Source organism: Halorussus amylolyticus, from assembly GCF_004143485.2.
GTDB lineage: Archaea > Halobacteriota > Halobacteria > Halobacteriales > Haladaptataceae > Halorussus > Halorussus amylolyticus.
On sequence record NZ_ML974133.1, the window covers coordinates 184,851 to 210,159 of the forward strand.

Here is a 25,309-nt window from a genome sequence, read left to right on the forward strand (position 1 = left end):
CGCCCTGCATGGTCGGCTTGGAGCGCGGGACGGTCGAACTTCGGCCCTACGATTCGAAGTGGAAACGTCACTACGAGGCGGAGGTCAGGCGACTCGACGCGGTCGCTGGCGACCGCCTGCGCGAGTTCGCACACGTCGGCAGCACCGCCGTCGAGGGTCTGGCCGCGAAACCCATCATCGACATGCTGGCGGTCGTCGCGGACCTCGACGCCGCCAGCGACCTCGTCCCGCTTCTCGAATCACACGGCTACGAGTTTCGGCCAAACGACGACGTACCGGGACGGCTCTTTCTCGCCAAGGGACCCCGGACCGAACGCACTCACTACCTCTCGCTCGTCGAGCGCGACGGCGACTGCTACCGGGAGGCCGTCGCGTTTCGCGATTATCTGCGCTCGCACCCCGAAACTGCGGCGGAGTACGAAGACGTGAAACGCGAATTGGCCGAGGCCCACCCCGACGAACGCGAGAAATACACCGAGAAAAAGGGGGAGTTCGTCCAGCAGGTCCTTCAGCGCGCGCTGGCGTGAGTCCCGGCTCACGCCGACCTTCGTGCGAGTGACGGGGAAATCAGTCTCCGCCGTACTGAATCAGTAGCTCAGAACTCCGAAACCACGTCTGCCATACAGCCGTCGCCGGGTTCGTGGTACGAGAAGTGGTCGGGCACGTAATCGACGTTGTGGTCGGTGTAGTTCACGGGCGGCGTGCCCTCACACCCCTCCTCGCCGACCGCCGAGTCGAACTCGGCGGTCGAGTACGCCCAGTCGAGCACGTCGTCGTCGGACTTCCAGAAGTTATCGACCGATTTGGCGACCGCCGCGACGCTCTCGCCGTACTCGCCGTCCACGGCCACGGCGTCGTTGTCGGTGGCCGCGCCGAGCAGGGTCGCCGACTCGACGTAGTCAGTCTTCCCCAATTCGTAGAGCGCCTTGAGCGTCGCGGAGACCACGCGACCGCCCATCGAGTGGCCGACGAGTCGGACGCGCGCGCCGGTCTCCTCGCGGTAGTCGGTGACGAAGTTCGCGAGCTTCTTGCCGTTTCGTTCGGCGATGTCGGTCGCGGGCCACCAGTCGTCGAGGCTCGTGTCCGAGTCGTAGCTGAAGCCGATAACGGGGGAGTCGTAGCCGTTGTCCCGGAGCGACTGCTTCACCGTGGCGAAGTGGTCGGGCGCGTCCGACTCCTCGACGAGCCACCCGTGAACCGAAATCACGACCTCGTCAGGCGCGCTCCCGTCGTAGCCCGGGATGTCGCCGACCGTGTCGTAATCCTCCTCGGTGTGGCCGTCGGTGAGCTGGTCGCCGTCCCACCAGTGGATGTCGAAGTGGCCGCGGGTGGTGGCTCGCGGAAAGTCTGCCGGACCGGTGATGTCGCCGTCGTCACCGTCGAACGCGGCCGCCGATCCCGCGAACCCGGCGAGACCGACCGCGGCCGCACCGCCGCGAAGGACCGTGCGGCGGCCGATTCGGGTCGTCTCGGGTCCGTTCTCTCGATGGTCGTCTGAGTCCATACCGTCAGCACGAACTCACAGAAATTAAATTTTGCTAGAGAGTGGTTGATATTAATAGGCCGTCTGGATTTCATTCGGACGCTCGGCCGCCGACGTGACAACCCCGCACCGAGAATATTACTATTGGGCATTCACAAACCTTTTTGTATGAGTAAATGGAATGGTCGGGTAACGATGAGCGCCACCCGTTCCGCCGATGTCCGAACTGCCATCGACCGTTGTCGCGTCGAGGACGCCACGCCCGTCTCGCTCGACGCCGAATCTATCACTTCGACCGCGCCCGACCACCTCCGCGAACTCAAGCAGGAGCTCGTGGCCGACGACCTCGTGCCCGCTCGCGTGGTCGTAGACGCCTGCTTCGGCGAGGACTGCTCGTTCGCCACGCAGGACGAGGCCGACCGCGTCCGGGAGTACGTCCGCGCGGCCGCCTTCCTCGGCGCGAACACGGTCACGGTCGAGTTCGGGAGCGTCGGCGACGAGTCGAAGGTCCGACCCGCGCTCGCGGCGGTCGCGGAACGCGCCCGCCGCGAGGGCGTCGCGCTCGACGTGGCCGGTCCCATCACGCTCGACGCCTGAGACTGCTTCTGCGATTTGCTCTCTTTCCTACGCTCGCCCACACAGCTACCGCGAATCGGACGGTGACGCATTCCACCGAAACAGACGGTGACGCAATCAATGGGTGGGAATGAAAGGGGCCGCCCGGTCGCGTTCATCTTGGTCGCCTGACCGACCTCTATCCGCGCGGGTGGTGCGGAGAGCGCGGATATGTCGGTCAGAGACCGCGAGCGGGCGGGGGCTTTCTGGCCGTTCTCGGTTCTGGTAATTGCGGTTCGAAGCAAAATACCCGAAATCCGAATCGCCTCATTCGGACCACCACCGGCCGATAGAATCCGAACGTTCTCCTTTACAGAATCGCTATCCACCCATATGAGCAGGGCCGCCCTCGAACGCCGCCTCTCCCAAGTAGCGGGCTTCGAAGACCCCCGCGTCGAGTACGAGCAGTACCCGACGCCCGCCGACCTCGCGGCCCACCTCGTCCACCTCGCCGACGTGCAGGGCGACCTCGCCGGAAAGACGGTGGTCGATTTGGGGACCGGGACCGGGATGCTCGCGCTCGGGGCCGCGTGTCGCGGCCCCGAGCGCGTGCTCGGACTCGACCGCGACCGCGCGGCGCTCGCGCAGGCCCGCGAGAACGAGCGCCGCGTCCGGCCCGAAATCGAGGTCGAGTGGCTCGCCGGGGACGCGACCCGCCACCCGTTCTGTCCCGGTGGCGTCACCGACGGCACGGTGCTGATGAATCCACCGTTCGGCGCACAGCGCGGCAACGAACACGCCGACCGCGCGTTCCTCGAAACCGCGGCGGAACTCGGCGGGGTGTCGTACTCGATTCACAACGCCGGAAGTCAAAGGTTCGTGGAGGCGTTCGCCGACGACGAGGGCGGCGAGGTGACTCACGCCTTCCGGGCGGAGTTGGCGCTGGCGCGGCAGTTCGACCACCAGACCAGCGAGCGCGAGGTCATCGACGCCGAGGCGTTCCGGGTGGTGTGGGACGGGTAGGCCCCCACCGTCGCCCGAGGTCGCTCAGTTGTAGGTCTCCTTCGACGCGACTCGGACGCGGGTCCCGTCGAACGCCGCGAACACGCGATTTCCGTCGCGCTCGAACCGGATGCCGTCGAGTATCACGCGCTCGCCGTCGGCGGGAATCGGTGCCGTGGAGACCGTGGAGTTGTTCCGCGAGAGTCGCAGGTCGAAGCCGCCGTTCTCGGGGACGATGCTCACGTTCTTCTCGGCGAGGGTCGGCCCGGCCGTCACGGGGTCGGAGGCGTAGGTGGGAGTCCACCGCTCGTCGTCGGGACCCCGGAGCCACACCTGATACGCGGTCCCGCCGTCGGCGGCCGACCAGCCCCCTCGCTGGACGCGGACGACCTCCGACCAGCCGACGCCGCCGACTCGGACCGCGGCGCGACCCGAGAACGCGAGTCGTCCCTTCGAGACCTGTTGGGTCCAGATTTCGCGGTCGTCGTTCACGACGATGACGCCGCTCGTTCGGACGTTCGTGGTCTCGCCGAACGCTTCGATGTCCACGACCGACACCTTCTGATTCTCGATGTTCTCGGCGTAGGTCACAGCGTAGCCCTCGACCTCGATTCCGGGTCCGTCGCCCGGAACGCTCGCGTCGTCCACGGTCGTGAGATTCACCGGAATCGCGACCCCGGCCATGACCGCGAGCGGGGCGGCGAGGACGAGGAAACCGACCACCTGACGCGACACGTTTCCGAACGCGATTTCTCGGTCGGCGGTCGCCGCGACCGTCGTCATCGCCGCGACCGCGACCACGAAGACGATGCCGAGACCCTGATAGAGGACGTAGCTTTCGTCGCCGCGGTACCACCACACCGCCCAGAGGGTCATCGAGGTGCCGAGAAGCACTGCGCCGGTCCAGAGTCGGAGCGCGTCGGGGCGTTCGCGCCGTCGGTAGAGGACAACGACGCCGAGCAGGAGTCCGAGGAACAGGCCGAGCGCGTGGCCCTGCACCGCGACTCCGTACCACCACGGGTCGCTGAAGGAGGGTTCGGCCGACCCGAAGACGACCGGGTTTCGCATGACGTCGTAGACGGTCCGAATCACCTCTTGGCCCGCCACAGCGATTACGGTCAGCAGGGGGTAGCGCACCAGCGCGAAGCCGACGAACGCGAACACGACGCCCGAGAAGCCGATGACCGGTCCCCACGCGAGCAGGCTGGTGGCGAGACCGACCGCGAACACGCCGACCGGGAACACGACGAACGCGCGAATCCACGGGTGGGTGGTCCACGACGAGAACGGATTGTCGCCGCGCTCGCCGCCGAAGTGGCCGAAATAGTACTCCGCAAGCGGGGCCACCGCGACGGTGGTCGTGAGATTCCCGACGAGGTGGCCCGACCCGCCGTGGGAGAACGCCGCGAAGAACCACCCGGTCGGGTAGAAGTACGACCACGACGAGAACGGGAGCGTCAGCGGCCAGTGCCAGCGTTGCGCGCCCTGCTGGACGAACAGGTACACCGCCAGCACGCCGAGAATCGAGACGAGCGTGCCCCACGGGACGCCCAGCAGAAATCGCCGTCTGAGACGCAGGCCCCACTCCCCGCGCGGGCGGTCGATTCGCCACACGAGCGAGAGCGACAGCAGAAAGACCAGCGGGATGGCGACCTGTACGGGGGCAGGAAGCCACGACGGAACGTCGAGCATATCGCGTCCTTTCGACCGAGACGGTATAAATTCGGGGCGAATTCGCCCGAGGTTCCGACCGGCACAAGGCGGTTTCGGGCGATTTCGTGAATTGTCACAGACCACGGGACGCGCCGCGCGCTCGGTCGCGCCACCGTCGGCGCGACTGAGCGCGCACGCGGGGAGGCACGGGGGCGCGGTGCTGTGCGGTGGCGGTGCGGTCCTCATAGGTACCGGGAGTAGCTAGCTAGCTTCGTGGTCGATGCTTTGTGGTCGTTGCTTCGCGGTCGTTGCTTCGCGGTCGTTTCTTCGCGGCCGTTTTGCGGGGAATAGCAGTCTTCACACTCCTTCTCTCGAACGCGGTTTCAGACACCGAAACACCTCACACCGGCAACAGAATCACCGCGAATCTCCGAGCGACCCACAGAACCTCGGTTTCGCAACCTTGAAACGCCCAAAGCCAGTATCCCTGCGCATGGAACTTCGGGTCATCGACAAAGGCGACGACGAACTCTCTATCGAGATCGCGGGGGAGGACCACACCTTCATGAACGTGCTGAAGGGCACCCTGCTCGAACAGTCGGGCGTCGCCGCCGCGACCTACGACGTGAACCCCGAGCAGTCCGGCGGCCAGACCGAACCTATCCTCACCATCAAGACCGAGGACGGCACCGACCCCATCGACGCGCTCGAAACTGCCGCGGGCAACATCCGCGAGAAGACGAACGCGTTCCAAGACGCCTACCGAAACGCGGCCTGATTTTCGCCGGTTCGGACCGTTTTGGCGGTTTTTCCACCCCCCGAGCGACCGCGCTCGCCGACGCCGCGAAATCGACGGACGAGTGCCCTCCGTCCCCGCGCCGTCTTCGAATCGTTCCCGCGCCGTCGCCGAGGTAAGCCGGGCGTAACGACCGTAATCCGCCGCGGAACCCCGAAACGGTGGCGTCGGTTTATTGACGGCGTCGGCGTCGTTCCGGCGCATGCAAACACGCCCAGTAGTCGTCGCCGCGCTCGTTCTGCTCGCTGGCGTCTCGGCCGGAATCGGGACGGCAGTCGCCGCGCCCGCCGACGCGTCGCCCGGAGAGATTTCGTCAGCACCCGCCGCGAGTGCCGCCCAGGACGCACAGAACGACACCGAAGTGACGGTCCAGAATCTCACGATAGGAGAGTTAGCCCTCACGGACGTTCGGATAGCCGACGCGCGACTCGACGACGTGGTTCTCGAAGGGACGGACGCGACCAATCCGCTCGGACAGGCCACCGCGTCGAACCTGACGATAGCGAACGCCACCTTGAACGACGTGACGTTCGAGGACGTGACCATCCGAAACGAGACCGTCGCCGAGGACCTCCTCGGCGGTGAGACGCCCGAGAACGACACCGTGACGCTCGACAACGCCTCGCTATCGAACGTGAGCATGGAGTCGCTCGCGGTCGATGAGGCCCAAGCGAGTGAGGTCGATGTCGGCGACGTGCAGGCCGCGCTTTCGACGCCCGAGACCGTCGAGGAGGGCGAGGAAATCGAAGACGCCACGATGGAAGTTGGTAACATGACCGTCGAGAGCGCGAGCCTCGATTCGGTGTCGGCCGACGACGCGAGCATCGAGAACGCGTCGGCCGGTATCGGACCGGCGGTTCCTGACACGGGCGAGGAGACGACGGAAGCGGAGGAGACGACCGAGGAAGAAGAACCGGAGGACGACGAGACGACGGACGCTGAGGAAGAAACGACCGAGGAGGAAGAGACGACCGAAGCGTAAACCGAGACTCACACACTTTGTGCGGTCATCGCCGAACGGGAGCGCCGCCGATTCAGAGCCGAATCGGCAGTCCTTTTTCGTCCAGATACTCCTTGACCTCTCGAATCGAGTAGTCGTCGTAGTGGAAGATAGACGCCGCGAGCGCGGCGTCCGCGCCCGCGTCGGTGAACACCTCGTACATGTCCTCGGGACCGCCGCATCCGGAGGACGCGATGACGGGCGTATCGACCGCGTCACAGACCGACTTCGTGAGCGGGATGTCGTAGCCTTCCTCGGTGCCGTCGGCGTCGATGGAGTTGACGAACAGTTCGCCAGCGCCTCGGGACTCGGCTTCGCGCGACCACTCCACTACGTCGAGACCGGTGCCCTCGCGGCCACCCTTGACGGTACACTCGAACCAACACGATTCGCCGTCGACCTGTGCGTAGTGTTCGCCCTGTTCGTCGAACCGCCTGCGGGCGTCCACGCTGATGACGATGCACTGGCTGCCGAACGACTCCGCGCCCTCGGTTATGAGTTCGGGCTTCGCAATCGCGCCGGAGTTGATGGATACTTTGTCCGCGCCCGCACGGAGGGTCTCTTTGATGTCCTCGCGCGTGCGGATGCCCCCGCCCACCGTGAGCGGGATGAAGATTTCGTCGGCCACGTCCTCGACCACGCCGAGCATGGTCTCGCGGCCATCGGCGCTCGCGGTGATGTCGAGGAAGACGAACTCGTCGGCTCCCGATTCGTTGTACCGGCGGGCCATCTCGACCGGGTCGCCGGTGTATTCGAGGTTCTCGAAGTTGACGCCGGTGTAGACCGCGGCGTTCCCGTCGTCGTCCAAGTCCACGTCGATGCACGGGATGATGCGTTTGGTGAGAGTCATTCCTTGCGAGAGAGTTGGCGCGAGCGCGGTTTCACCGTTTCGACTGCGACAGCAGAAGAACTGGAGTTAAGTGACCTCCGACTCAACCGTCGGGTATGAGCGACCACAACGACGACAGCCACGGACGCGACGTAGAGGGTATCGAGCGCGTGACCTCACCGATGCAGGAGTTCTCGATGCGCGAGGCCGGAATCGGCTTCGTCGTCCTCGCCATCGGACTGGCGGTGGCGTACGCGCTTCCCCTGCTCGCGGCCTGAGAATATTTTCGGTCGCGGTGAGTCGGCTCGCCGTCCGGAGACCGTATCGTGAATAACAATTTACAGACTTCGTTCTCTGTTCGGAATCATCCAAAACCCCGATACACTTTGCGACGGCAATTTGAAGGTCCTGTTCCTCTATGACGGAAATCTGATCGTCCTGCTCCGCTGTGACGGTGGTCTAAGCGTTCTGCTCCGTTGTGACGGCATGGCAATCTAAGCGTCCTGCTCGCACGTCGCAACTGAGAAACCGCACAGCACCGCGACAGCCACACGCCTCCCCAACCGATTCCCTCACTCGCTTCCTTCGGTCGCTCGCTCGGTCATCCCTCGCGCGGTTGTGTCGCGCCACAGGGGCGCGACCGCACGCGCCACGTCGAAGGTAAAGATACACGACCCACGTCGAAAGTGAAAATACGCGAAACGTCTCAGTCGAGTTCGCGCGCCAGCACGTCCCGGAGGTCGGCGATTTCGGCGGCATCGTAGGCGAGACGCCCACCATCGATTTCGAGGTCGAGCGCGCCCGAGTCGTCGGCCGAACCGAGTCCGACCACCGGGGCCACGCCGTCGAAGGCGTCGCGGACCGCCTCGGGGTCGGTCGTCTCCACGACCGCGCGGCCCGGCGTCTCCGCGAAGAGTGCCTCGACGGAATCCACTTCGACCGTCGCGCCCGCGTCGTCAGTCACCATCTCGGCGAGCGAGACCGCGAGACCGCCGTGGCTCACGTCGTGGACCGCGAGGGTGTCGGGGTGGTCGGCCACCGCCGCGAGCGCGCTGACGACTTCAGGGGCGTTCTCGGGGAGCGCGGGGAAGCGGTCGGTGCCGCCCGCCTGGGCGAGGTACTCCGACCCGCCGAGACGGCGGTCCCCGTCGTCGCCGACCGCGAGCAGGGTTCCCTCGCCCGAGAGTGCGGCAGGTGGGGCCTCGTAGCCCGCTTTCGTGCCCGTCATCGCGAGGGTCGGCGTCGGCGGAATCGGACCGGAAGGCGAGTCGTTGTAGAGCGAGACGTTCCCGCCCACGACTGGGACCGAGAGGTCCCGGCACATGTCGGCCAGTCCGTCTACGATGCCCTTGAAACCGCCGTACACGTCGGGCTTTTCGGGGTTGCCGCCGTTGAGGCAGTCCACCGCGGCGAGTGGCGTCGCGCCCTTGGCCGCGAGGTTCGTGGCGTTTTCGAGCGCGACCGCCCGCGCGCCGTCGTAGGGCGCGGCGGTCGTCCAGCGCGGGTTCGCGCCCGACGAGAACGCGAGGCCCGCACCAGCGTCCCGGAGCGCCAACACCGCCGAGTCGTCGCCCGGCGGGGTCGCGGTCCGGACCTGTACCTCGTGGTCGTACTGACGGTAGACCCACCGCTTGCTCGCGGTGTTCGGGCTGGCGACGACCGCCTCGAACGCTTCTTCGAGGTCCGTATCGGGGAGGTCTCGGTCGGGTTGGGTCGGCTCCTCCGAGGCGAGGTCGTTCATCGGCGCGCCGTCCGCGAGGAACTCCGGAGGCGCGTCCACGACCGTCTCGCCCTCGAACGTGCAGACGTAGTTTCCCTCCGTGACTTCACCGATGACCGAACAGCCCAAGTCGTACTTCTCGGCGACCTGCGCCACGGCGTCCACGTTCTCGGGGCGGACCTCGTAGCACATCCGCTCTTGGGACTCGGCGAGCAGAATCTCCAGGGCGTTCATGTTCGGTTCGCGCTGGTGAACGTCTTCGAGCGCGATTTCACAGCCGAGGTCGCCCTTCGCGACCATCTCCGAGGACGCGCCGCCGAGTCCGGCCGCGCCGAGGTCGCGGGCCGCCTCCACGAGGTCGCGGTCGATGAGCGCCTCGTTCGCTTCGATGAGGAGCTTCTCGGTGTAGGGGTCGCCGACCTGTACCGCGGGTCGGTCCTCGGTCTCGGCGTCCTCGCCGAGGTCCTCGCTCGCGAAGCTCGCGCCGCCGAGACCGTCCCGGCCGGTGCCGTTTCCGACGAGGACGAGCTTGTTTCCAACTTCCTTCGCGTTGGCGGTGACGAGGCGCTCGGCGTCGAGCAGGCCGACGCACGCCACATTCACGAGCGGATTGCCCTCGTAGTCGGGATGGAAGTCGGTGCTCCCCGTCACGGTCGGAACGCCGATGGAGTTGCCGTAGTCCGAGATGCCGTCAACGACGCCCTCCAGCAGGTAGCGGGAGTGCTCGCGGTCGAAGTCGCCGAAGTACAGCGAGTCGGCGAGCGCGATGGGGTACGCGCCCATCGAGAGCGTGTCGCGGACGATGCCGCCGACGCCGGTGGCCGCGCCGTCGTAGGGGTCCACGAACGACGGGTGGTTGTGGCTCTCGATGCCCATCGTGATGTACGTGTCGTCGGTCGCGTCGTCGCTTTCGGCGTCGTCGTATGACGGCACGGCGACGACTGCGGCGTCGTCGCCCGGTCCGACGACGACTTGCTCGCCGTCGGAGTCGAACGCCGACAGCAGGGGTCGGGACGAACGGTACGCGCAGTGTTCGCTCCAGAGATTTTCGAACAGGGCCGCCTCCGCCGGGGTCGGCTCCCGGCCGAGTTCGGCGACGACCAGTTCGCGGTCTGGCTCGGAGAGACTCATTCACTCTCCTGTACAAACAGAGCGGATTAATGCCTTTCTATATGCAAGGACGTGCATTGACTCGCGGGCGGCCTCGTTTCCGGTGGCTCGGCTCTCTTTCCGCGTCGAAATCGTCTATTTCGGCGACAGCGAGGTGCGACACCCGACTGATAAACTCCTTTTCGATATACAAAACCGACCGGGCGTGGGGCGTCGGTCCGGTGTGTGCTTCGCGCACCTCGGCTCACCCCCGCCCCGAGCGCCAAAGTCGTTCTCGGAGCGTGTCGCGGAGCTCGCCGAGACGACGCCGCACGAGGGCGTAGTTGTAGACGCCCTCACCGACTCCCCACCCGACGAGTAGCGCGAGCGCGACCGCGAGAAACGTGGCGCTCCACGTCGGGAGCCACATCGGCGTGAACCACGGCGCGACGTGATACCATCGCTCGGCGAGTCGAACCACCGGCTCCGAAACGGGCGTTCCGCCGACGAGGTCTCCGACGACCGCCGGGACCGTGGGGAGACCGGCCGCGGTCGAGTCGCTCCCGCCCCGGAGTTCGTACGCGCCCGCCGCGCCTTGGTCGCGAATCGTCGGGCCGCCGGGTTCGTCGCCGTGGGCGACTCGCTCGGCGTCGTAGGTGGCCCACGGGACCGAGGTCTCCCAGACGATTTCGCCGGTCGGGGTCACCTCGACGACGCGGTGGTTCATCGAATCCACGACCAGCGTGTTCCCGTTCGGGAGGCGGTCGGCGTCGCGCGGCCAGTTCAGCCCCTCCGAAACCGTCCAGACGCGCTCCCACTCGCCGTCTCCGGGCGGGCCGTCCGTGCGCTCGTACTCCACGATGCGGTCGTTCTCCGAGTCGGCGACCAGAATCGTGGGCGTCCCGTTCTCGCTTTCGAGGTACTGGGGGTTGTGCTGTTCGTAGAGGGTGTCGCGGTCGCCGTCCTCGCCGAGTCGCAGGTCGATGTCCTTCGTGGAGCGATTGATTGCGATTACCTGGTCGAAGTTTCGCGGCGAGACCAAAAATTCGCCGTCGCGTATCTGGTCCACGTCGTTGACGTGGGTCCAGTCCTTCGCGGTGACGCCCGCTCCCGCGTCGTCCGGGTAGTGGTCCTCGAAGTACCACTCCCAAGTGACTTCTCCGCGAGTCCGATTGTAGACGAACACGCTGTCCCGGCTCTCGCGGTCCTCGTCGTAGTTGATGCCCGCGACGAGGAGTTCGTCGTCGTTGATGAGGTCAACGTCGTGGATGTCCGGGAGGTCGAAGCGCTCGGTCCAGACGCGCTCGCCGCGCTCGGGGTCGTACTCGTAGACCACGGTCGTCTCGCGCACGGGGTTGACGACCAGCAGATTGCCGTTGGGGAGCGGGTCCACGTCGTAGAACCAACTCCGGGTGTCGGCGGGACCGTCGTGGGTCCACTCGGCGCTCGCGTTCGGTCCGACGGCCGCGAGCTGCGCGGAGCGGCCGGGGAGCGAGTAGCCGTCGGCGTGCCACCCCTGACTCGTGACGACCGTGGTTCCGTTCGCGGGCGACTCGACCGGGCCAGCCCCGGTGTCAGGCGCGTCGTACGCGAGCGTCAACACGCCGCTCGACACGACGAGCGCGAGGACGACCACTCCGAGCAAGCCCCGAACGAGCCACCGCCGAGCGGGTAGGTCGGCCATATCTAATTCGTCTTTCAAGACGCGGATAGTGGTTTCGGATGTTTGCTCCCGAGACCGAGGCGCTTTTGCCACCGCCCTTCCAAGCCCTACGCGTGCTATCGGTCGAGCTTCACGCCCACTCGTCGCTTTCGTACGACGGCCGCGACGAAATCGACCTCCTGCTCGAACAGGCGTCGGCGGTCGGTCTCGACGCGCTAGCGATTACCGACCACGACGAAATCGACGCGAGTCTCGCGGCCGCAGAGCGGGCCGACGAGTACGGTCTCGTCGGCATTCCGGGAATCGAAATCAGCTCCGCGGCGGGCCACGTCCTCGGACTCGGCGTGACCGAGCGCGTTCCCGCCGGACTGTCGTTCGGCGAGACCCTCGACCGCATTCGCGAACAGGGCGGGGTCGCGGTCGTTCCCCATCCGTTCCAGAAGTCCCGGAGCGGCGTGATGGCGAACATCACCGGGTCGGAACTCGCCGAGGCCGACGCCATCGAAGTGTACAACTCCCGGCTGTTGACCGGGCGCGGCAATCGGAAAGCCCAGCAGTTCGCCGAACGCCGCGGCCTCCCCCAGACCGCGGGGAGCGACGCCCACATCAGCGAGATGGTCGGGCAGGCGGTCACCCGAATCGACACCGACGAGCGGAGTACCGCGGCCATCCTGGACGCCATCCGCGACGGCCGGACGAGCGCCGAGGGCAAGCGAACTCCGTGGCGAATCAGCTTCCGGCAGGCCGCGGGCGGGGCCAAGCGCCGGGTCAAGAACCGGGTCGCGAACCTTCTCGAATGATTCGGGGGGCGTCCCCGAATGCGGTCGCTCGGGCAGTCGAGGATGGGGACCCGTTTTCAGGAACCCGAGGATTCGCCGGGAAGCTTCCGGACGGCAGACTCGTCCGCGACGTGCTCGGTCGCCAGCCGATTTTCGTAGGCGAGAACGGAGCGTGGGACTTCTCGCCAAACGGCCTCTCGGACCCCGAACCACTCTCAGCAGGGTGCGTTCGCGCGGCGGACGGGTCAGCAGGCGGGGTCGAACGAATCTTCTCGCTCCCCGACCCGGAGCCGATTTCGGACCGCCAGCGCGCCGTCGCCGACCTCCGGGAGGCGCTCGGCGCGAGCCTCGGCGGCGTTCCGACCGACGGTCTCGCGGTCGCGTTCTCGGGCGGCGTCGATTCCGCACTCGTGGCGAGCGCCTTCGACGCGCCGCTCTACGTCGTGGGCTTTCCCGAGAGCCACGACGTGGCCGCGGCCCGGAGAGCCGCCCGACTGATGGACCGCAAATCCGACCTCCGGGTCGTGGAACTCGACGTGTCCGACGTGGAGCGCGCGGTCCCCGAGGTCGCGCGAGCGTCGAATCGAACGAACGCGATGGACGTGGGAATCGCGCTCCCGCTCTATCTCGCGGCCGAACGAGCAGCGAGCGACGGCTTCGACCGTCTCGCCGTCGGACAGGGCGCGGACGAACTGTTCGGGGGCTACGCGAAGGTCGCCCGCGCGCCCGAGGACCCCCGCGTCGCGGCCGAGACCGTTCGCGGGGCCGCCCGCGAGGTGATTCGCAGTCTGCCCGACCAACTCGAACGAGACGTGCTGGCGCTTCGCTCGGCGGGCGTCGAACCGGTCGCGCCGTTACTCGACGACCGAGTGATTCGCGCGGCGCTGGAACTGCCGGGCGACCTGCTGGTCGATTCTCGGGGCGAGCGCAAGAAGGCGCTCCGACTCGCGGCCCGCGAGTTCGTCCCCGACCGGGTGGCGTTCCGCGAGAAGAAGGCGGTCCAGTACGGGAGTCTGGTGGCTCGGGAGTTGGACCGACTCGCGCGACAGGCCGGGTTCAAGCGCCGGATGGACGACCACGTCTCGCAGTACGTCGCCTCGCGGGTCGAAGAGTAGGCGAGTCGGGGGACGAAAATTAGCGGTCGTTCGCCAGCACGGCGAGCGCCGCGCCCACCTCCTCGTCGGCCGAGAACGAGAGGCGCTGGCGCTCGTTGCCGATGACGACCGTGACGGTCGCCGCCTTCGACGAGTCGCCGGTCGCGCTCCCCGCGACGAGGAGCGCGACCGAGAGCGCGACGAGCGCGACCCCGTTCTGGAAGTCGTCGGCCGCGACCACCGCGCCGACGACGAGGCAGGCGCCTCCACCGCCGAGAAACAGCGTCGAGAGTTCGGGACCCTCGACTCCGGGGTCGGTCTTCACGGCCCGAATCCGGTCGTAGCCCACCGAAACAGCGTCGTCGTCGGTCGCGAACACGAGGCGGCGGTCGGTGGCCGCACACGCGGTCGGAGAGCGAATGTCGCTCCGGTGTTCGTTCGCCCAGTGGACACCGGTGGCGTCCCACGAGAAGCGTATCTCCTCGTCGTCGGCCAGCACGTCGGCGAACCGAGCGCGCTCGTTCGGGACCGAGGCCGACGAGTCGGCCTCGGTCCCCAACTCCCCGGTACTCATGTAATCGGCGTCGTATTCCGGATACAATTACATTTCGGATTGATAAGATGGTGCGAATATTTGAACTCTCCGGAGAGATGGTCCGCTCTCCGAGTCAGGCGCTCCCTCCGATTCTCTCGATGGCTTCCGCGCCGATTTGGACCACCTCGGTCGTGAACTCCTCGCCGTCCCGGAGGTCCGCGGCGGTGAACCACTCCCAGTCGTCGGCGTTCGCTTCGTCCTCTCCGGGCGACACCTCGCGGTTCGGGGCTTCGGCGAAGTAGACGAAGTCCACGTGCTGGTGGCCGACCTCGCCGTCGGGATACACGTCGATGTCGAACAGCATCACGTGCTCGGCGGGTGGGAGTTCGCGGCCCGCCTCGACTTCGACGCCCGTCTCGGGTTCGAGCAGGGTCACGTCGAGTCCGATTTCCTCGCGGACTTCGCGGCGGGCGGTCTCACGGGGGCGCTCGTCGCGGTCCACGTGGCCGCCCGGCGGGAGCCACATGTCGAGTCCCTCGTGGTGGTGCAGCGCGAGCGCGCCGTCGTTGACGACGTAGACGGTCGCGGTGAAGTGGCGAGTGGTCTCCATGCCGGAGAGATGTCGAGGTCGGGATTTGCGAGTTGCGGTCTTGTCGCGTGGACCCTCACCGGTCGAGAAGCGCGCGGACGTCCGCCCTGAGACGGTCCATCACGGCCGATTCGGTTCCGTCGGGCAGGTCGAGATGCGCGAAGTCGTTCATGATGCGGACCATCGCTAACGCCTCGTAAACGGGTTCGGGTGTCGAAACCGATTCTGTGCGGCCGGGTGCCGCCGTCCGATACCCCGACAGCATCGCTTCGCGGACCAGCGAACGGCGGTCCGAAACGTCGGGAAGGCCCGCCAAGAAGGCCCCCGAAAAGAGGTAGGCGGCGAACTCGAAGTCGTAGGCCGCCGGCACGGCGAGCGTGTAGCCCCAATCGAGCATCGCGGTGATTTCGCCCGTTTCGGGGTCTACGAGGAGGTTGTGGAGTCCGTGGTCGTTGCGCCCCAGAACGGGGTCGAAGGGGCCGTCGAGGCGTTCGATGCCCGCTTCGAACCACCTGTTCAGGTCGGGCGTCAGGTCCGAAAACCGCGAATCGGCGTGTCGGTCGAGTTCGTGCTCGACCCGCGCCCGGAGGTACGTCGGCCAGTCCTCGTGCGGTTCGCCGACCGTTAGGTTCGCCGGGTCGCCCTCGGGTCGCCCGCTGGTGAGGTCGGGACCGCAGTGGCGGACGTGTCCGAACTGCTCCACCGCCGGAACCGAGTGGAGTTCGGCCAAGTACCGACCCGTCTCTCGGGCGAGTCGGCGGAGGGCATCGTCTTCGAATCGGCCGACGCGTTCGTAGGCGACTTCCTCGCCGGGGAGCGCACTCATCAGATAGAGAGGTGTCGGGAGCGTCTCGTGGCCGTCGGTGACGGCGACCACTTCCGGAACCGGAATCGACGTATGACCGCGGAGAACCGCCTGAATCCGGGCTTCGGTTGGAACGGCCCAATCACGGCCGTCGGGCGAGGCTTTCAGGTACAACTCTCTCGTCGCGTCGTCGGCAACGACCACGAGGTGGTAGACAGAACAGAAGCCCCGTTCGGCCGGAGTCGCCTCCCGAAGTTCCCACGCCGGGTCGGCTAACCGGACGACGTCCCGGAGGGTCGAGTCCGGAATCTCACGCGCCGCTGGAATCTCGTCCATAGTTCGGGTAGCGAGTCGGCGATGAGAATCCTTTCGGTGGTGTGGGTCTGACTCGCGCACCTACGCGGTAGTGTGGGCTTGGCTCGCGCACCGACGGTCGGGCCGAGTGAAACGAAAAAATCAGGGTGCGAGCGCGTCCTCTTTCGCTTCCAACAGTTCGTGGTAGCGGTTTCGGATGGTGACCTCGCTGATGTCCGAGACCTCGCTGACCTCGCTCTGAGTCACCTTCTCGTTGCTGAGGAGCGCGGCGGCGTAGACGGCCGCGGCCGCGAGTCCCACGGGCGACTTCCCGCTGTGGATGCCCTTCTCGGTCGCGGTGTCGAGCAGGTCGCGGGCGCGGCGTTCCACTTCCTCGCTCACGCCGAGGTCCGAGACGAACCGCGGGACGTAGCTCTTGGGGTCCGCGGGCCGAATTTCGAGGCCGAGTTCCCGGACGACGTACCGGTAGGTCCGGGCGATTTCGTCCTTCTCGACCCGCGAGACGTTGCTGATTTCGTCCAAACTCCGCGGGGTTCCGGCCTGTCGGGCGGCGGCGTAGAGCGCGCTGGTGGCGACGCCCTCGATGGACCGGCCCGGCAGGAGGTCCTCGTCGAGTGCCCGGCGATAGATGACTGAGGCGGTCTCTCTGACGTTGGTCGGCAGGCCGAGCGCCGAGGCCATCCGGTCGATTTCGCCGAGCGCCTGCTTGAGGTTGCGTTCCTTGCTGTCGCGGGTGCGGAAGCGCTCGTTCCACTTGCGGAGTCGCTGCATCTTCTCGCGCTGGCGCGACCCGAGAGAGTTCCCGTACGCGTCCTTGTCCTGCCAGCCGATGTTGGTCGAGAGACCCTTGTCGTGCATCGTGTTCGTGGTCGGTGCGCCCACGCGACTCTTCTCGTCCTTCTCGGCGGCGTCGAACGCGCGCCACTCCGGCCCGCGGTCGATTTGGCCTTCGTCCACGACCAGTCCGCACTCCGAGCAAACGGTTTCCCCGCGCTCCTCGTCCGCGACGAGATTGCCCCCGCACTCCGGGCAGTGGTGTTCCTCTCGTTCCTCCTCGGCGGTCGTTCGTTCGTCGGTTCGGTTTCGGGTTCGTGTATCAGTCATGGTCGGGTCTATGGAGAGATAGCGACGGGTAGACGGGACGGTGGACCGGGAGACAGAAGACAACGATTTATACTGGCCCAACGTACTTAACTGCTCCGGCGTTCCGAGAGCGATACGAGTCGGTATACCGCAATTTCGCACGGTCGAAACTACCGTAAACTGTACCTAACGGTTGTGCACTTTCAGCGCAATTTTCTGCGCCTTTAATACGGGCGTCCGAAAGGTCCAGTATCGAAACCCTTACCGCCGGTCCAACGACACCTACGAGTATGAGCGAAACGTCGCCCGACCCCGAGGAGGTCCGGCACGTCGCTCGCCTCGCGCGCGTCGGTCTCGACGACGACGAGGTCGAGCGATTCACCGACCAGTTCGCCGACATCCTCGACTACTTCGAGACCTTAGACGAGGTGCCCGAAATCGAACGCGAGACCGACCTCGCGAACGTGATGCGCCCCGACGAGGAGCGCGAGTGTCTGAGCCAAGACGAGGCGCTGGCGAACGCATCCGAAACCGAAGACGGCTACTTCAAGGGGCCGAACGTCTCGTAACCATGAGCGCGGACTACAACATCTTCGTCACCGAGGAGACCATCGAGGGCGAGTCGGACGGCCCCCTCGCGAACAAGACCGTCGCAGTCAAGGACAACATCAGCACCGAGGGCGTCCGGACGACCTGCGGGTCGGAGATGCTCGACGAGTACGTCCCGCCCTACGACGCGACCGTCGTCGAGAACCTCAAGGCGGCGGGCGCGACCATCGTCGGCAAGGCCAACATGGACGAGTTCGGCATGGGTTCGACCACCGAAACGTCGGCGTTCGGCCCGGTCGAGAACCCCGTCGCGCCCGGCCGCGTCCCCGGCGGGTCGTCGGGCGGGAGCGCGGCCGCGGTCGCAGCGGGCGAGGCCGACCTCGCGCTCGGAACCGACACCGGCGGGTCGGTCCGCAACCCCGCCGCGTTCTGCGGCGTCGTCGGCATCAAGCCGACCTACGGACTGGTCTCCCGATACGGTCTCGTGGCGTACGCGAACAGCCTCGAACAAATCGGCCCGCTCGCGCCCACGGTCGAGGAGGCCGCCGAACTCTTAGACGTTATCAGCGGCCCCGACGAGTACGACGCGACGACTCGGGAGGCGGGCGCAGACAGCGACTACGCGAGCGCCGCGACCGGCGACGTGGACGGACTCACCGTCGGCGTCCCGACCGAACTGGTCGAGGGCGCGGACGAGGGCGTCCGCGAGCGCTTCGAGGAGACGCTCGACGACCTCCGCGCACAGGGTGCGACCGTCGAGGAAGTGTCGCTCCCCTCGGTCGAACACGCGGTCGAAGCCTACTACGTCATCGCGATGTCGGAAGCCTCATCGAATCTCGCGCGATTCGACGGCGTGCGGTTCGGCCAGTCGGGCGGTTTCGAGGGCAATTGGAACGAATCCTTCAGCGAATCGCGCGAGGCGTTCGGCGAGGAGGTCAAGCGCCGCATCCTGCTCGGTACCTACGCGCTCTCTGCGGGCTATCACGACAAGTACTACAAGCGGGCACAGGACGCCAGAGCGTGGGTCAAGCAGGACTTCGACGAGACGTTCGCGGACGTGGACGTGGTGGCGAGTCCGACCATGCCCACGCCGCCGTTCGAGGCGGGCGAGAGTCTCGATGACCCGCTCCAGATGTACCTCGCGGACGCGAACACTGTCCCGGTGAATCTGGCCGATTTGCCCGCGATTTCGGTCCCGGCCGGGACGGTGGACGACGGGCTTCCCGTGGGGGTCCAGTTCGTCGGTCCCGCGTTCGGCGAGGAGTCGATTATCCGGGTGGGAAGCGCAGTCGAGGAAACCGCATAGGTTCGAGAGAGTTGTGAAAACGCGCATACACGAAACGGCGGTTACCAAGCGGTAATCACCGAACCTAAAATGGAATAAATGGACGATTCGTTTCCCGAAGTTTGACAAGCTGACGATATTTTGTTTTTAAATCAAAATGTTTATTTTATATATTGATACATTCTCCGTCCGCAAGATATTCTCGGCCAGTATCCTTAACTACGATAATTCACAGTGTGATATATGACACAACAGAATTTCGACACCGCAGAACCATCCGAAGAGGCCGTTGCGATAGACGACGAAACCGAGGAGATGCTCGAAGAGAGCGACCACAGCGACGAAGAGCTAAACGAAATCAAAGATTCGCTTCAGGAACTCCACGGGTCGTCCCAGGAAATCGCGGGGAGCGCCGAGGAGATAACCACGCTCGCCGACGAGCAATCCAGCGGGATGCGAACCGTCAGCGAGGAAGTCTCGGACCTGAGCGCGGCGGTCGAGGAAGTCGCGTCGTCGTCCGAGGAGGTCTCGGCCGCCGGGAAACAGGCGCGTCGGCGCGCGAAAGACGGTCTCGACTCGGCCGAGGACGTGCGGGGCGCGATGGAGAACATCGACGACGCCGCCGAGAGCGTCGCCGAGGACGTTCGGACCATCAAACGGGGCGTCGAGGAGATAGAGACCATCACCGACGTCATCAACAACATCGCCGACCAGACGAACCTCCTCGCGCTCAACGCCTCCATCGAGGCCGCCCGCGCGGGCGACGCCGGAAACGGGTTCGCGGTCGTCGCCGAGGAAATCAAGAGCCTCGCCGAGGAGTCCCAGTCCCAAGCGGGCGACATCGAGGAGACGGTCGAGCGGATTCAGGACGACGCCGAGAGCGCGGTCGAGAGCCTCGAAACCAACGGCGAGGAAATCGACCACGGCATCGAACAGGTCGAGGACGCGATGGACAGCCTCGGCGAGATTCACGACGCCGTCGAGGAGGTCACGCTCGGCATCGAGGAGGTCGCGGAAGCGACCGACGAGCAGGCCGCCAGTGCGGAGGAAGTCGCCGCGATGGTGGACCAGACCGCCGCCAACGCCCAAGAGATAAGCGACGAGACCGAGGGCATCGCCTCCTCGCTCGAAGAGCAGACCGCGGTGGTACGGAATATTACGGAGTCGGTCGAAGAGTTTTCGAAGTAAAGAGTGGGCGACTGAACTCGGTTGTCTCGCCCGTCGAGTCTCGTTCCCCGTCGAGGTGCGGATTACTCGCTGTACGCCAGATTCATAATCCACTGCGAGAAGGCGTCGCTCTCGGCGTCGATTTCCTCCTCGCCGATGAACGGCGAGAGCATGTCCCCGGCCATCAGTAGCGAGAAGTCGAGGTCGCGGGCCGCGGGCGTGATGAGGTAGGTGTTGTGACCGTTGTAAACTGTGTCCTCGCGCTGGACGAGTCCCATCTCGTCGAGCGACTCCACGATTCGGCTTCCCTTCCGGGAATCGACGCCGAGTTCCTTCCAGAAGTCGCTCTGGTGGATGCCGCCGGACTCCCGGACGAGTTCGAGACCCGCGCGCTCCTCCTCGGTGAGGTCGTCCTCGGATACTGCCATACCCGAAGTACGCACCCCGAGCGGTTTAAATGTGACCGTCGCCGGTCGCCACCGCCTCGTACTCGGTCTCGCAGGGCGGGCCGTCGGCGAACCAGTATCGACCTCGACCCGTTGCATCGATGGCGACCAGCGACGACGACCGGGTTCCGTATCCGTCGCCGTGGACGCACGCGCCGAGGTCGTGGTCGCGCAGGACCGACTTCGCGCGGTCGAACCACGCGTCGTCGTCGGAGTCACCCGTTTCCGGGTCGGGAGAAATCGCTTCGCGAATGCGGACGGCCTTCGGCGCGGCGTCGTCGTAGCCGTCGTTCACCACGACGTGGACGCCGGGGTCGAAGTGGGTCGCCCGGAGGACGCCGTCCCACTCCAGCAGGGTCGCGTCGTCGGCGTCGGCGACGACGAGGTTGAAACCGTCGTACTCGCGGGCCGCGAGTTCGTTCCGGACGAGCGCCAGCGCGTCCCGCGCCGACCGCTCGCGAAGCGCGTCTCGTACGAGCAGGCCGCGCGAGCGGTCGGCGTCGAATCCGGAACCGTCGGTGTCCTCGCTGCGGTCGTCGCGGTTCTCGCCGTGATTGTCACGGTCCTCGCTCGACTCGCGCCGCCGATTCGTGATGGCGACGAACACTCCGGCGTCGTTGTAGCCTATCCACGTTCCTCCGGCCTCCTCGTCCCGTGGGGCGACGACTCGGGGACTCTCGTCGAGGACGCCGGGTGGGCGCGAGGGGCGACCGAGCGCCTCGTCGCGGTTCGCGGCGGCGGCTATCGGCGTTTCGTCGAACACCTGCCACGCGAATACGAGCGTGCACACGGTGAGGTGTAGGGACCTATCGGGCTAAAAAGTCGCGGCTCGCGTGACTTCGGAGCGCGTTCGAACTCGGTCGGCAGCTATTCTGTGGCAGACAGCGCGAAGTTAGCTACTTCCGGTGCTGTTCCAAGGCAAACGGTACGCAGGTAGCTCTCCCGGTGCTGTTCTGAAGGAAACAGTACGTAGGTAGCTATTCCCGGTACATATGAAACCGCACCGCACAGCACCGCCACCGCCCCGCGCCCCCGTGCCTCCCCGCGTGCGTCTGCGCTCGCATGGCGAGCGCAGACGCGGCGCGTCCCGTGGTCGGTGAAGATTCACGAGATGGTGGTCGGCGAAAATCCGCGAAATTCCTACTCCCGGAGTCGCTCGCGGACCACCTCTCGCTCGACGGTCCCCGAGGCGGTTCGCGGGAGTTCGTCGGCGAACGCGACGGTCCGCGGGCGCTTGTAGCCCGCGAGTCGGTCCTCGAAGTGCGCGCGGAGGGATTCTTCCGAGAGGGTTGCGCCGTCCTCAGGGACCACGAGCGCCGCGACTCGCTCGCCCCACTCGTCGTCCGCGAGGCCGACGACCGCGGCGTCACGGACCCCGGGGTGGTCGCGCAGGACTTCGACAACCTCGCCGGGATGGACGTTCTCGCCGCCGGTGACGATGCGGTCCTCGCGCCGGTTCAGCACCCAGATTCGCCCGCCGTCGTCGCGATAGCCCACGTCGCCGGTGTGGAGCCCGTGGGGTCCGAACGCCTCGGCAGTCGCCTCGCGGTCGGCGTAGTAGCCGCTCATTACAGTCGGCCCTGAGACGACGAGTTCGCCCGTCTCGCCAGCAGCGAGGGGGTCGCCGTCGTCGCCGACCACGGTCACGTCGGTTCCGAGCAGCGGACGGCCCACGGTCCCCCGATAGTCGAACGCCTCTCGGGGTCGCGCGGTGGCGATTTGGGAGGTCGTTTCGGTCATGCCGTAGGTCGGATGGACCGGCACGTCGAGGGCCTCGCACCGCGAAATCAGTTCGTCCCGCGCGGGCGCGCCCCCGAGCAGGACGAACCGCAGGGAGTCCGCGAGACCCCCCGACTCGTCGAGCATCCGCCGGAGCATCGTCGGCACGAGCGAGACGCCCGTGACATCGTACTCGGTGATTGAGTCGGTCGCGGATTCGGCGTCGAAGCCCTCCTGCAGGACGACCGTGGTCCCGTAGAGCGCCGACCGGAGGACCACCGAGAGACCGCCCATGTGGTACATCGACAGGCAGAGGAGCCACCTGTCGTCGGGTACGACTCCGAGCCGAAACGCCGACGCGGTCGCGCTCGCCAGGAAGTTCCCCACCGAGAGTTCGACCGCTTTCGGGTCGCCCGTGGTTCCGGAGGTGAACAGCATCGCTTGGGTGTCCGATAGCGACCACGCCGCGGGTTCGAAGTTCACCGAATCCTCCCCGTACCTCGGGAATTCGGGGCGAGCAGGGCCGCGCCGTGCGCGGCCCTGCTCGCCGAGCGCGGCGACTTCGTCGCATTCCGGCGCATCGACCGATGTCACCGGAACCGAGGCCGACGCCGCGGCGTCGGCCTCGGTGTCGGCCTCGCAGACGACTAGATTCAGGTCGGCGACCGCGGCCTGTCGGGCCAACTCGGGCCGAGCGAGGCGGGCGTTCAGCGGAACCAACACCGCGCCGAGTCGCATCGCGGCGTGGACCACCCGGACGAACGCGACCCGCGTCTCCATCAGGACGCCGAGGTGGTCGCCCGACTCGACGCCGAGCGCAGCGAGCCGTCCCGCGGTCTCCGACACCGCGGCGTCCAACTCGGCGTAGGTCCGCTCGGTCCCGTCGTCGGCTTCCACGAGCGCAGTCGCCTCCGGGGAGACGCGCGCCCGGTGGGTCAGCCAGTCGCGCATCGTTCCGCCGTCGCTCACGTCAGACGCTCCGCCGTCGCCGACCTTAGGCATGGTACCCCCACGTATCGGCAGTCCCATTGCCGTTTCCCTGCGGAACGACCGCCCGGCCGTCCGCGACGGGTGCGATGTCCGGTCCCAAGTCCGAGTCGAGCAGTTTCGCAGTCGCGAGCCCGCAGGCCGGAATGTCCGGAATCGCGGCCGCGACGTGAACCGCGGCGGTCCGAGCCACCGCACCGTCGATGGTCGTCGTCACGACCGGCACGATTCCTTCGTCGCGTGCCTCCTCCGCGATTTCGACCGCGCGCCGAGGTCCTCCCAGCGCCATCGGCTTGAGGACCACGGCGTCGGGATTCGCGTCCAGCGCGTCCTCGAAGCCGACTTCGGCGACCGTCTCGTCTATGGCAATCGTCCCGGAGAGCGCCGCAAGACCCGCGATATCGGTCGCGGGAAGTGGCTGTTCGACGTAGGCGAGTCGGTCGCCGACCGCGTCCAGAAACTGCTGGGCCTGTTGGCGCGACCACGCCGCGTTGGCATCGGCCCGGAGGTCAGCGTCCACCGCGTCGGCGACGGCTTCGACGCGCTCGATATCGGCCGAGAGGGGTCGCGCCCCGACCTTCAGTTTCAGGCAGTCAAAGCCAGCATCGGCGGCGCGCTCGGCCGCCTCGACTGTCTTCTCGATATCGGCGTCGCCCACCGTGGCGTTGACCGGGACGCTCTCGACTCGCGAGGCCGCGCCGAAGTGACGATAGAGTGGGTCGCCCGCGCGGGACGCCCGCAGGTCCGCGAGCGCGAGGTCGAGCGCGTGGCGCGCGGCGGGGAGTCCGTCGAGGTTTTCGAGGACGGCCTCGGCGTCATCACCTCGCTCGATGGTCTCGGCCGCGTTCGCGAGCGCGAGTTCGCACTCGTCGTAGTGTTCGGTCCACCCCGGAAGCGGCGCGGCCTCGCCGACACCCACGGTTTCGTCCTCGGACTCGACGCGGAGCAAGAACCCCTCCCGGCGCTCGATTCGTCCGCGGGCGGTTTCGAGCGGGTCGGAAAGCGGGAGCGAGAAGGGACGAATCGCGGCGTTCATGCTATCAGTCCGAGCGCGAACAGCACCGAGTAGCCTGCGAGGAGCTTCCCGGTCTGCTCCAGCGCGGGGTTGAGCGCCTCGCCCGAGCTATCCGTGATGACGGTCCGGGCGATTCTGGCGGCGTACGGCACCGTCACGAGCGGCAGGAGGACCGCGGGAGAGTGGTCCGCCGAGAGCCAGAACCAGAACGGAACGGCGTACGCGAGCGCGAGCATCCCGACGAACTCCGCCCTGCTGGCTCGGTAGCCGAGGATAACTGCGAGGCTCTTCTTGTCCGCCTTTCGGTCGGTTTCGAGGTCCCGGACGTTGTTGACCACGAGAATATTTGTCGAGATGCCCGCGACCGGGAGGCTGGCGACGAACGCCGCGAGCGTGACGGTTCCCGCCGGAACCCCGACGGGGAATATAGGTGCCACCACCGCGGCGGCCTGCACGTAGAAGGTGCCCATCACTGCAATCACGCCGAAGAAGACGAAGACGAACAGGTCGCCGAGACCGTGGGAGCCGAGCGGGAACGGCCCGCCCGCGTAGGCGATGCCAGAAATCACGCTGGCGAGACCGATGACGAGAATCGGGACGCCGCCGACCGCGACGAGGTACGCGCCCACGAGTATCGCCAGTCCGAAGGTGGCGTACATCGCGCGCTTGACCTCGGCGGGCGGGATGAGTCCCGACTGGGTGACGCGAGTGAACCCCTCGCGCTCGTCGGTGTCAACGCCCTTCACGGCGTCGTAGTAGTCGTTCGCGAAGTTGGTCCCGATTTGGATGAGTGCCGCGCCGACGAAGGCCGCGAGCGCCGGAAGCGGCGCGAACAGGCCCTCGTGGACCGCCAGTCCGACGCCGACGATGACGGGCGCGGCCGCCGCGGGCAGGGTGTGGGGCCGGGCGGCCATCAGCCACGCCTCCCGGCGAGAGTGTTCGGTAGCGATGTCGCTCATTGTCGGACAGTTGCGGAGAACGAACAATAGCACCTGTGGTTTCGGGCGGGACGAGCGCTACTGAATCGAGACGACCGCGAGAATACTCCTCCGTATCTATCCCTTGTCGCGGGAAGTACTTAAACGGAGAGCGGGTCGGTGGGTCTGGACTGTGACCGCTCGCCAGCGTCGTCACCGAGTGCGGTCATGCCC

At 66.6% G+C, this 25,309-nt stretch carries 25 protein-coding genes; 11 read left to right on the plus strand and 14 right to left on the minus strand.

Going from position 1 to position 25,309, the window contains the following annotated elements; translation table 11 throughout:
• Positions 1-8: 8 nt before the first annotated feature.
• Positions 9-527, plus strand: coding sequence for a GrpB family protein (locus EKH81_RS09940; RefSeq protein WP_132058387.1), 519 nt, complete (start codon positions 9-11; stop codon positions 525-527).
• Between the two features lie 68 nt (positions 528-595).
• Here EKH81_RS09940 and EKH81_RS09945 read toward each other — a convergent pair whose 3' ends face one another.
• Positions 596-1,504, minus strand: a complete 909-nt coding sequence (locus EKH81_RS09945) for a lipase family alpha/beta hydrolase (RefSeq protein ID WP_132058388.1) — start codon at positions 1,502-1,504, stop codon at positions 596-598.
• 174 nt (positions 1,505-1,678) lie between these two features.
• Between EKH81_RS09945 and EKH81_RS09950 the strand changes: the two genes are divergently transcribed.
• Both EKH81_RS09950 and EKH81_RS09955 read left to right on the plus strand, forming a co-directional pair.
• Positions 1,679-2,080: a DUF7961 family protein gene (locus tag EKH81_RS09950; protein ID WP_132058389.1), complete on the plus strand. Its 402-nt coding sequence runs from the start codon at positions 1,679-1,681 to the stop codon at positions 2,078-2,080.
• 351 nt (positions 2,081-2,431) lie between these two features.
• Entirely contained in the window at positions 2,432-3,061 is a 630-nt protein-coding gene (locus tag EKH81_RS09955) for an METTL5 family protein (protein WP_132058390.1), read from the plus strand.
• A 24-nt stretch (positions 3,062-3,085) separates the two neighbouring features.
• On the opposite strand, the gene EKH81_RS09960 is transcribed toward EKH81_RS09955, so the two are convergent.
• On the minus strand, positions 3,086-4,732 hold the full coding sequence (locus tag EKH81_RS09960; RefSeq protein WP_132058391.1) for a rhomboid family intramembrane serine protease: 1,647 nt from the start codon (positions 4,730-4,732) through the stop codon (positions 3,086-3,088).
• Between the two features lie 454 nt (positions 4,733-5,186).
• Here EKH81_RS09960 and EKH81_RS09965 point away from each other — a divergent pair, with 454 nt between their 5' ends.
• Both EKH81_RS09965 and EKH81_RS09970 read left to right on the plus strand, forming a co-directional pair.
• A complete protein-coding gene (locus EKH81_RS09965; RefSeq protein WP_132058392.1) occupies positions 5,187-5,471 on the plus strand; it encodes a DNA-directed RNA polymerase subunit L in 285 nt (94 codons plus the stop codon).
• A 220-nt stretch (positions 5,472-5,691) separates the two neighbouring features.
• The gene (locus EKH81_RS09970) at positions 5,692-6,471 is read left to right on the plus strand and encodes a hypothetical protein (RefSeq protein WP_132058393.1); all 780 of its coding nucleotides are present in this window, start codon (positions 5,692-5,694) and stop codon (positions 6,469-6,471) included.
• A 52-nt stretch (positions 6,472-6,523) separates the two neighbouring features.
• On the opposite strand, the gene hisF is transcribed toward EKH81_RS09970, so the two are convergent.
• Entirely contained in the window at positions 6,524-7,339 is an 816-nt protein-coding gene (gene hisF / locus EKH81_RS09975; protein ID WP_132058394.1) for an imidazole glycerol phosphate synthase subunit HisF, read from the minus strand.
• A gap of 95 nt (positions 7,340-7,434) precedes the next feature.
• On the opposite strand from hisF, the gene EKH81_RS19335 reads away from it, so the two are divergent.
• On the plus strand, positions 7,435-7,596 hold the full coding sequence (locus tag EKH81_RS19335; protein WP_202935108.1) for a DUF7550 family protein: 162 nt from the start codon (positions 7,435-7,437) through the stop codon (positions 7,594-7,596).
• A gap of 428 nt (positions 7,597-8,024) precedes the next feature.
• Here EKH81_RS19335 and purL read toward each other — a convergent pair whose 3' ends face one another.
• Positions 8,025-10,169, minus strand: coding sequence for a phosphoribosylformylglycinamidine synthase subunit PurL (purL, locus tag EKH81_RS09980; RefSeq protein ID WP_132058395.1), 2,145 nt, complete (start codon positions 10,167-10,169; stop codon positions 8,025-8,027).
• A gap of 223 nt (positions 10,170-10,392) precedes the next feature.
• Positions 10,393-11,811 carry an aryl-sulfate sulfotransferase gene (locus EKH81_RS09985; protein ID WP_132058396.1) on the minus strand — a complete coding sequence of 473 codons (1,419 nt, stop codon included), beginning with the start codon at positions 11,809-11,811 and terminating at the stop codon, positions 10,393-10,395.
• A 92-nt stretch (positions 11,812-11,903) separates the two neighbouring features.
• Here EKH81_RS09985 and EKH81_RS09990 point away from each other — a divergent pair, with 92 nt between their 5' ends.
• A complete protein-coding gene (locus tag EKH81_RS09990; protein WP_132058397.1) occupies positions 11,904-12,590 on the plus strand; it encodes a PHP domain-containing protein in 687 nt (228 codons plus the stop codon).
• A complete protein-coding gene (locus tag EKH81_RS09995; RefSeq protein ID WP_132058554.1) occupies positions 12,590-13,684 on the plus strand; it encodes an asparagine synthase C-terminal domain-containing protein in 1,095 nt (364 codons plus the stop codon). The genes EKH81_RS09990 and EKH81_RS09995 overlap by 1 nt, the downstream gene beginning before the upstream one ends.
• A 19-nt stretch (positions 13,685-13,703) precedes the next feature.
• Here EKH81_RS09995 and EKH81_RS10000 read toward each other — a convergent pair whose 3' ends face one another.
• From EKH81_RS10000 to EKH81_RS10015, 4 genes are all read right to left on the minus strand, one after another.
• Positions 13,704-14,237 carry a hypothetical protein gene (locus EKH81_RS10000; protein WP_132058398.1) on the minus strand — a complete coding sequence of 178 codons (534 nt, stop codon included), beginning with the start codon at positions 14,235-14,237 and terminating at the stop codon, positions 13,704-13,706.
• A gap of 94 nt (positions 14,238-14,331) precedes the next feature.
• Positions 14,332-14,808, minus strand: a complete 477-nt coding sequence (locus EKH81_RS10005; RefSeq protein ID WP_132058399.1) for an NUDIX hydrolase — start codon at positions 14,806-14,808, stop codon at positions 14,332-14,334.
• A gap of 55 nt (positions 14,809-14,863) precedes the next feature.
• A complete protein-coding gene (locus tag EKH81_RS10010; protein WP_132058400.1) occupies positions 14,864-15,928 on the minus strand; it encodes a phosphotransferase family protein in 1,065 nt (354 codons plus the stop codon).
• Positions 15,929-16,048: 120 nt separating this feature from the next.
• Positions 16,049-17,011 carry a transcription initiation factor IIB gene (locus EKH81_RS10015; protein ID WP_132058401.1) on the minus strand — a complete coding sequence of 321 codons (963 nt, stop codon included), beginning with the start codon at positions 17,009-17,011 and terminating at the stop codon, positions 16,049-16,051.
• Positions 17,012-17,280: 269 nt separating this feature from the next.
• Here EKH81_RS10015 and gatC point away from each other — a divergent pair, with 269 nt between their 5' ends.
• From gatC to EKH81_RS10030, 3 genes are all read left to right on the plus strand, one after another.
• Entirely contained in the window at positions 17,281-17,559 is a 279-nt protein-coding gene (gatC, locus tag EKH81_RS10020; protein ID WP_132058402.1) for an Asp-tRNA(Asn)/Glu-tRNA(Gln) amidotransferase subunit GatC, read from the plus strand.
• A 2-nt stretch (positions 17,560-17,561) separates the two neighbouring features.
• Positions 17,562-18,845, plus strand: coding sequence for an Asp-tRNA(Asn)/Glu-tRNA(Gln) amidotransferase subunit GatA (gatA, locus tag EKH81_RS10025; protein ID WP_132058403.1), 1,284 nt, complete (start codon positions 17,562-17,564; stop codon positions 18,843-18,845).
• A 294-nt stretch (positions 18,846-19,139) separates the two neighbouring features.
• Positions 19,140-20,012 (plus strand): methyl-accepting chemotaxis protein, encoded by an 873-nt coding sequence (locus tag EKH81_RS10030; protein ID WP_449405106.1) that lies wholly within the window; start codon positions 19,140-19,142, stop codon positions 20,010-20,012.
• 62 nt (positions 20,013-20,074) lie between these two features.
• On the opposite strand, the gene EKH81_RS10035 is transcribed toward EKH81_RS10030, so the two are convergent.
• The 5 genes from EKH81_RS10035 to EKH81_RS10055 form a co-directional block, all read right to left on the minus strand.
• On the minus strand, positions 20,075-20,419 hold the full coding sequence (locus tag EKH81_RS10035) for a helix-turn-helix transcriptional regulator (RefSeq protein ID WP_132058405.1): 345 nt from the start codon (positions 20,417-20,419) through the stop codon (positions 20,075-20,077).
• Positions 20,420-20,444: 25 nt separating this feature from the next.
• The gene (locus tag EKH81_RS10040) at positions 20,445-21,227 is read right to left on the minus strand and encodes an NRDE family protein (RefSeq protein WP_132058406.1); all 783 of its coding nucleotides are present in this window, start codon (positions 21,225-21,227) and stop codon (positions 20,445-20,447) included.
• Positions 21,228-21,577: 350 nt separating this feature from the next.
• A complete protein-coding gene (menE, locus tag EKH81_RS10045; protein WP_132058555.1) occupies positions 21,578-23,107 on the minus strand; it encodes an o-succinylbenzoate--CoA ligase in 1,530 nt (509 codons plus the stop codon).
• A gap of 43 nt (positions 23,108-23,150) precedes the next feature.
• Positions 23,151-24,179: an o-succinylbenzoate synthase gene (gene menC / locus EKH81_RS10050; protein WP_132058407.1), complete on the minus strand. Its 1,029-nt coding sequence runs from the start codon at positions 24,177-24,179 to the stop codon at positions 23,151-23,153.
• Positions 24,176-25,117 carry a 1,4-dihydroxy-2-naphthoate polyprenyltransferase gene (locus tag EKH81_RS10055; protein WP_132058408.1) on the minus strand — a complete coding sequence of 314 codons (942 nt, stop codon included), beginning with the start codon at positions 25,115-25,117 and terminating at the stop codon, positions 24,176-24,178. The genes menC and EKH81_RS10055 overlap by 4 nt, the downstream gene beginning before the upstream one ends.
• Positions 25,118-25,309: the final 192 nt, after the last annotated feature.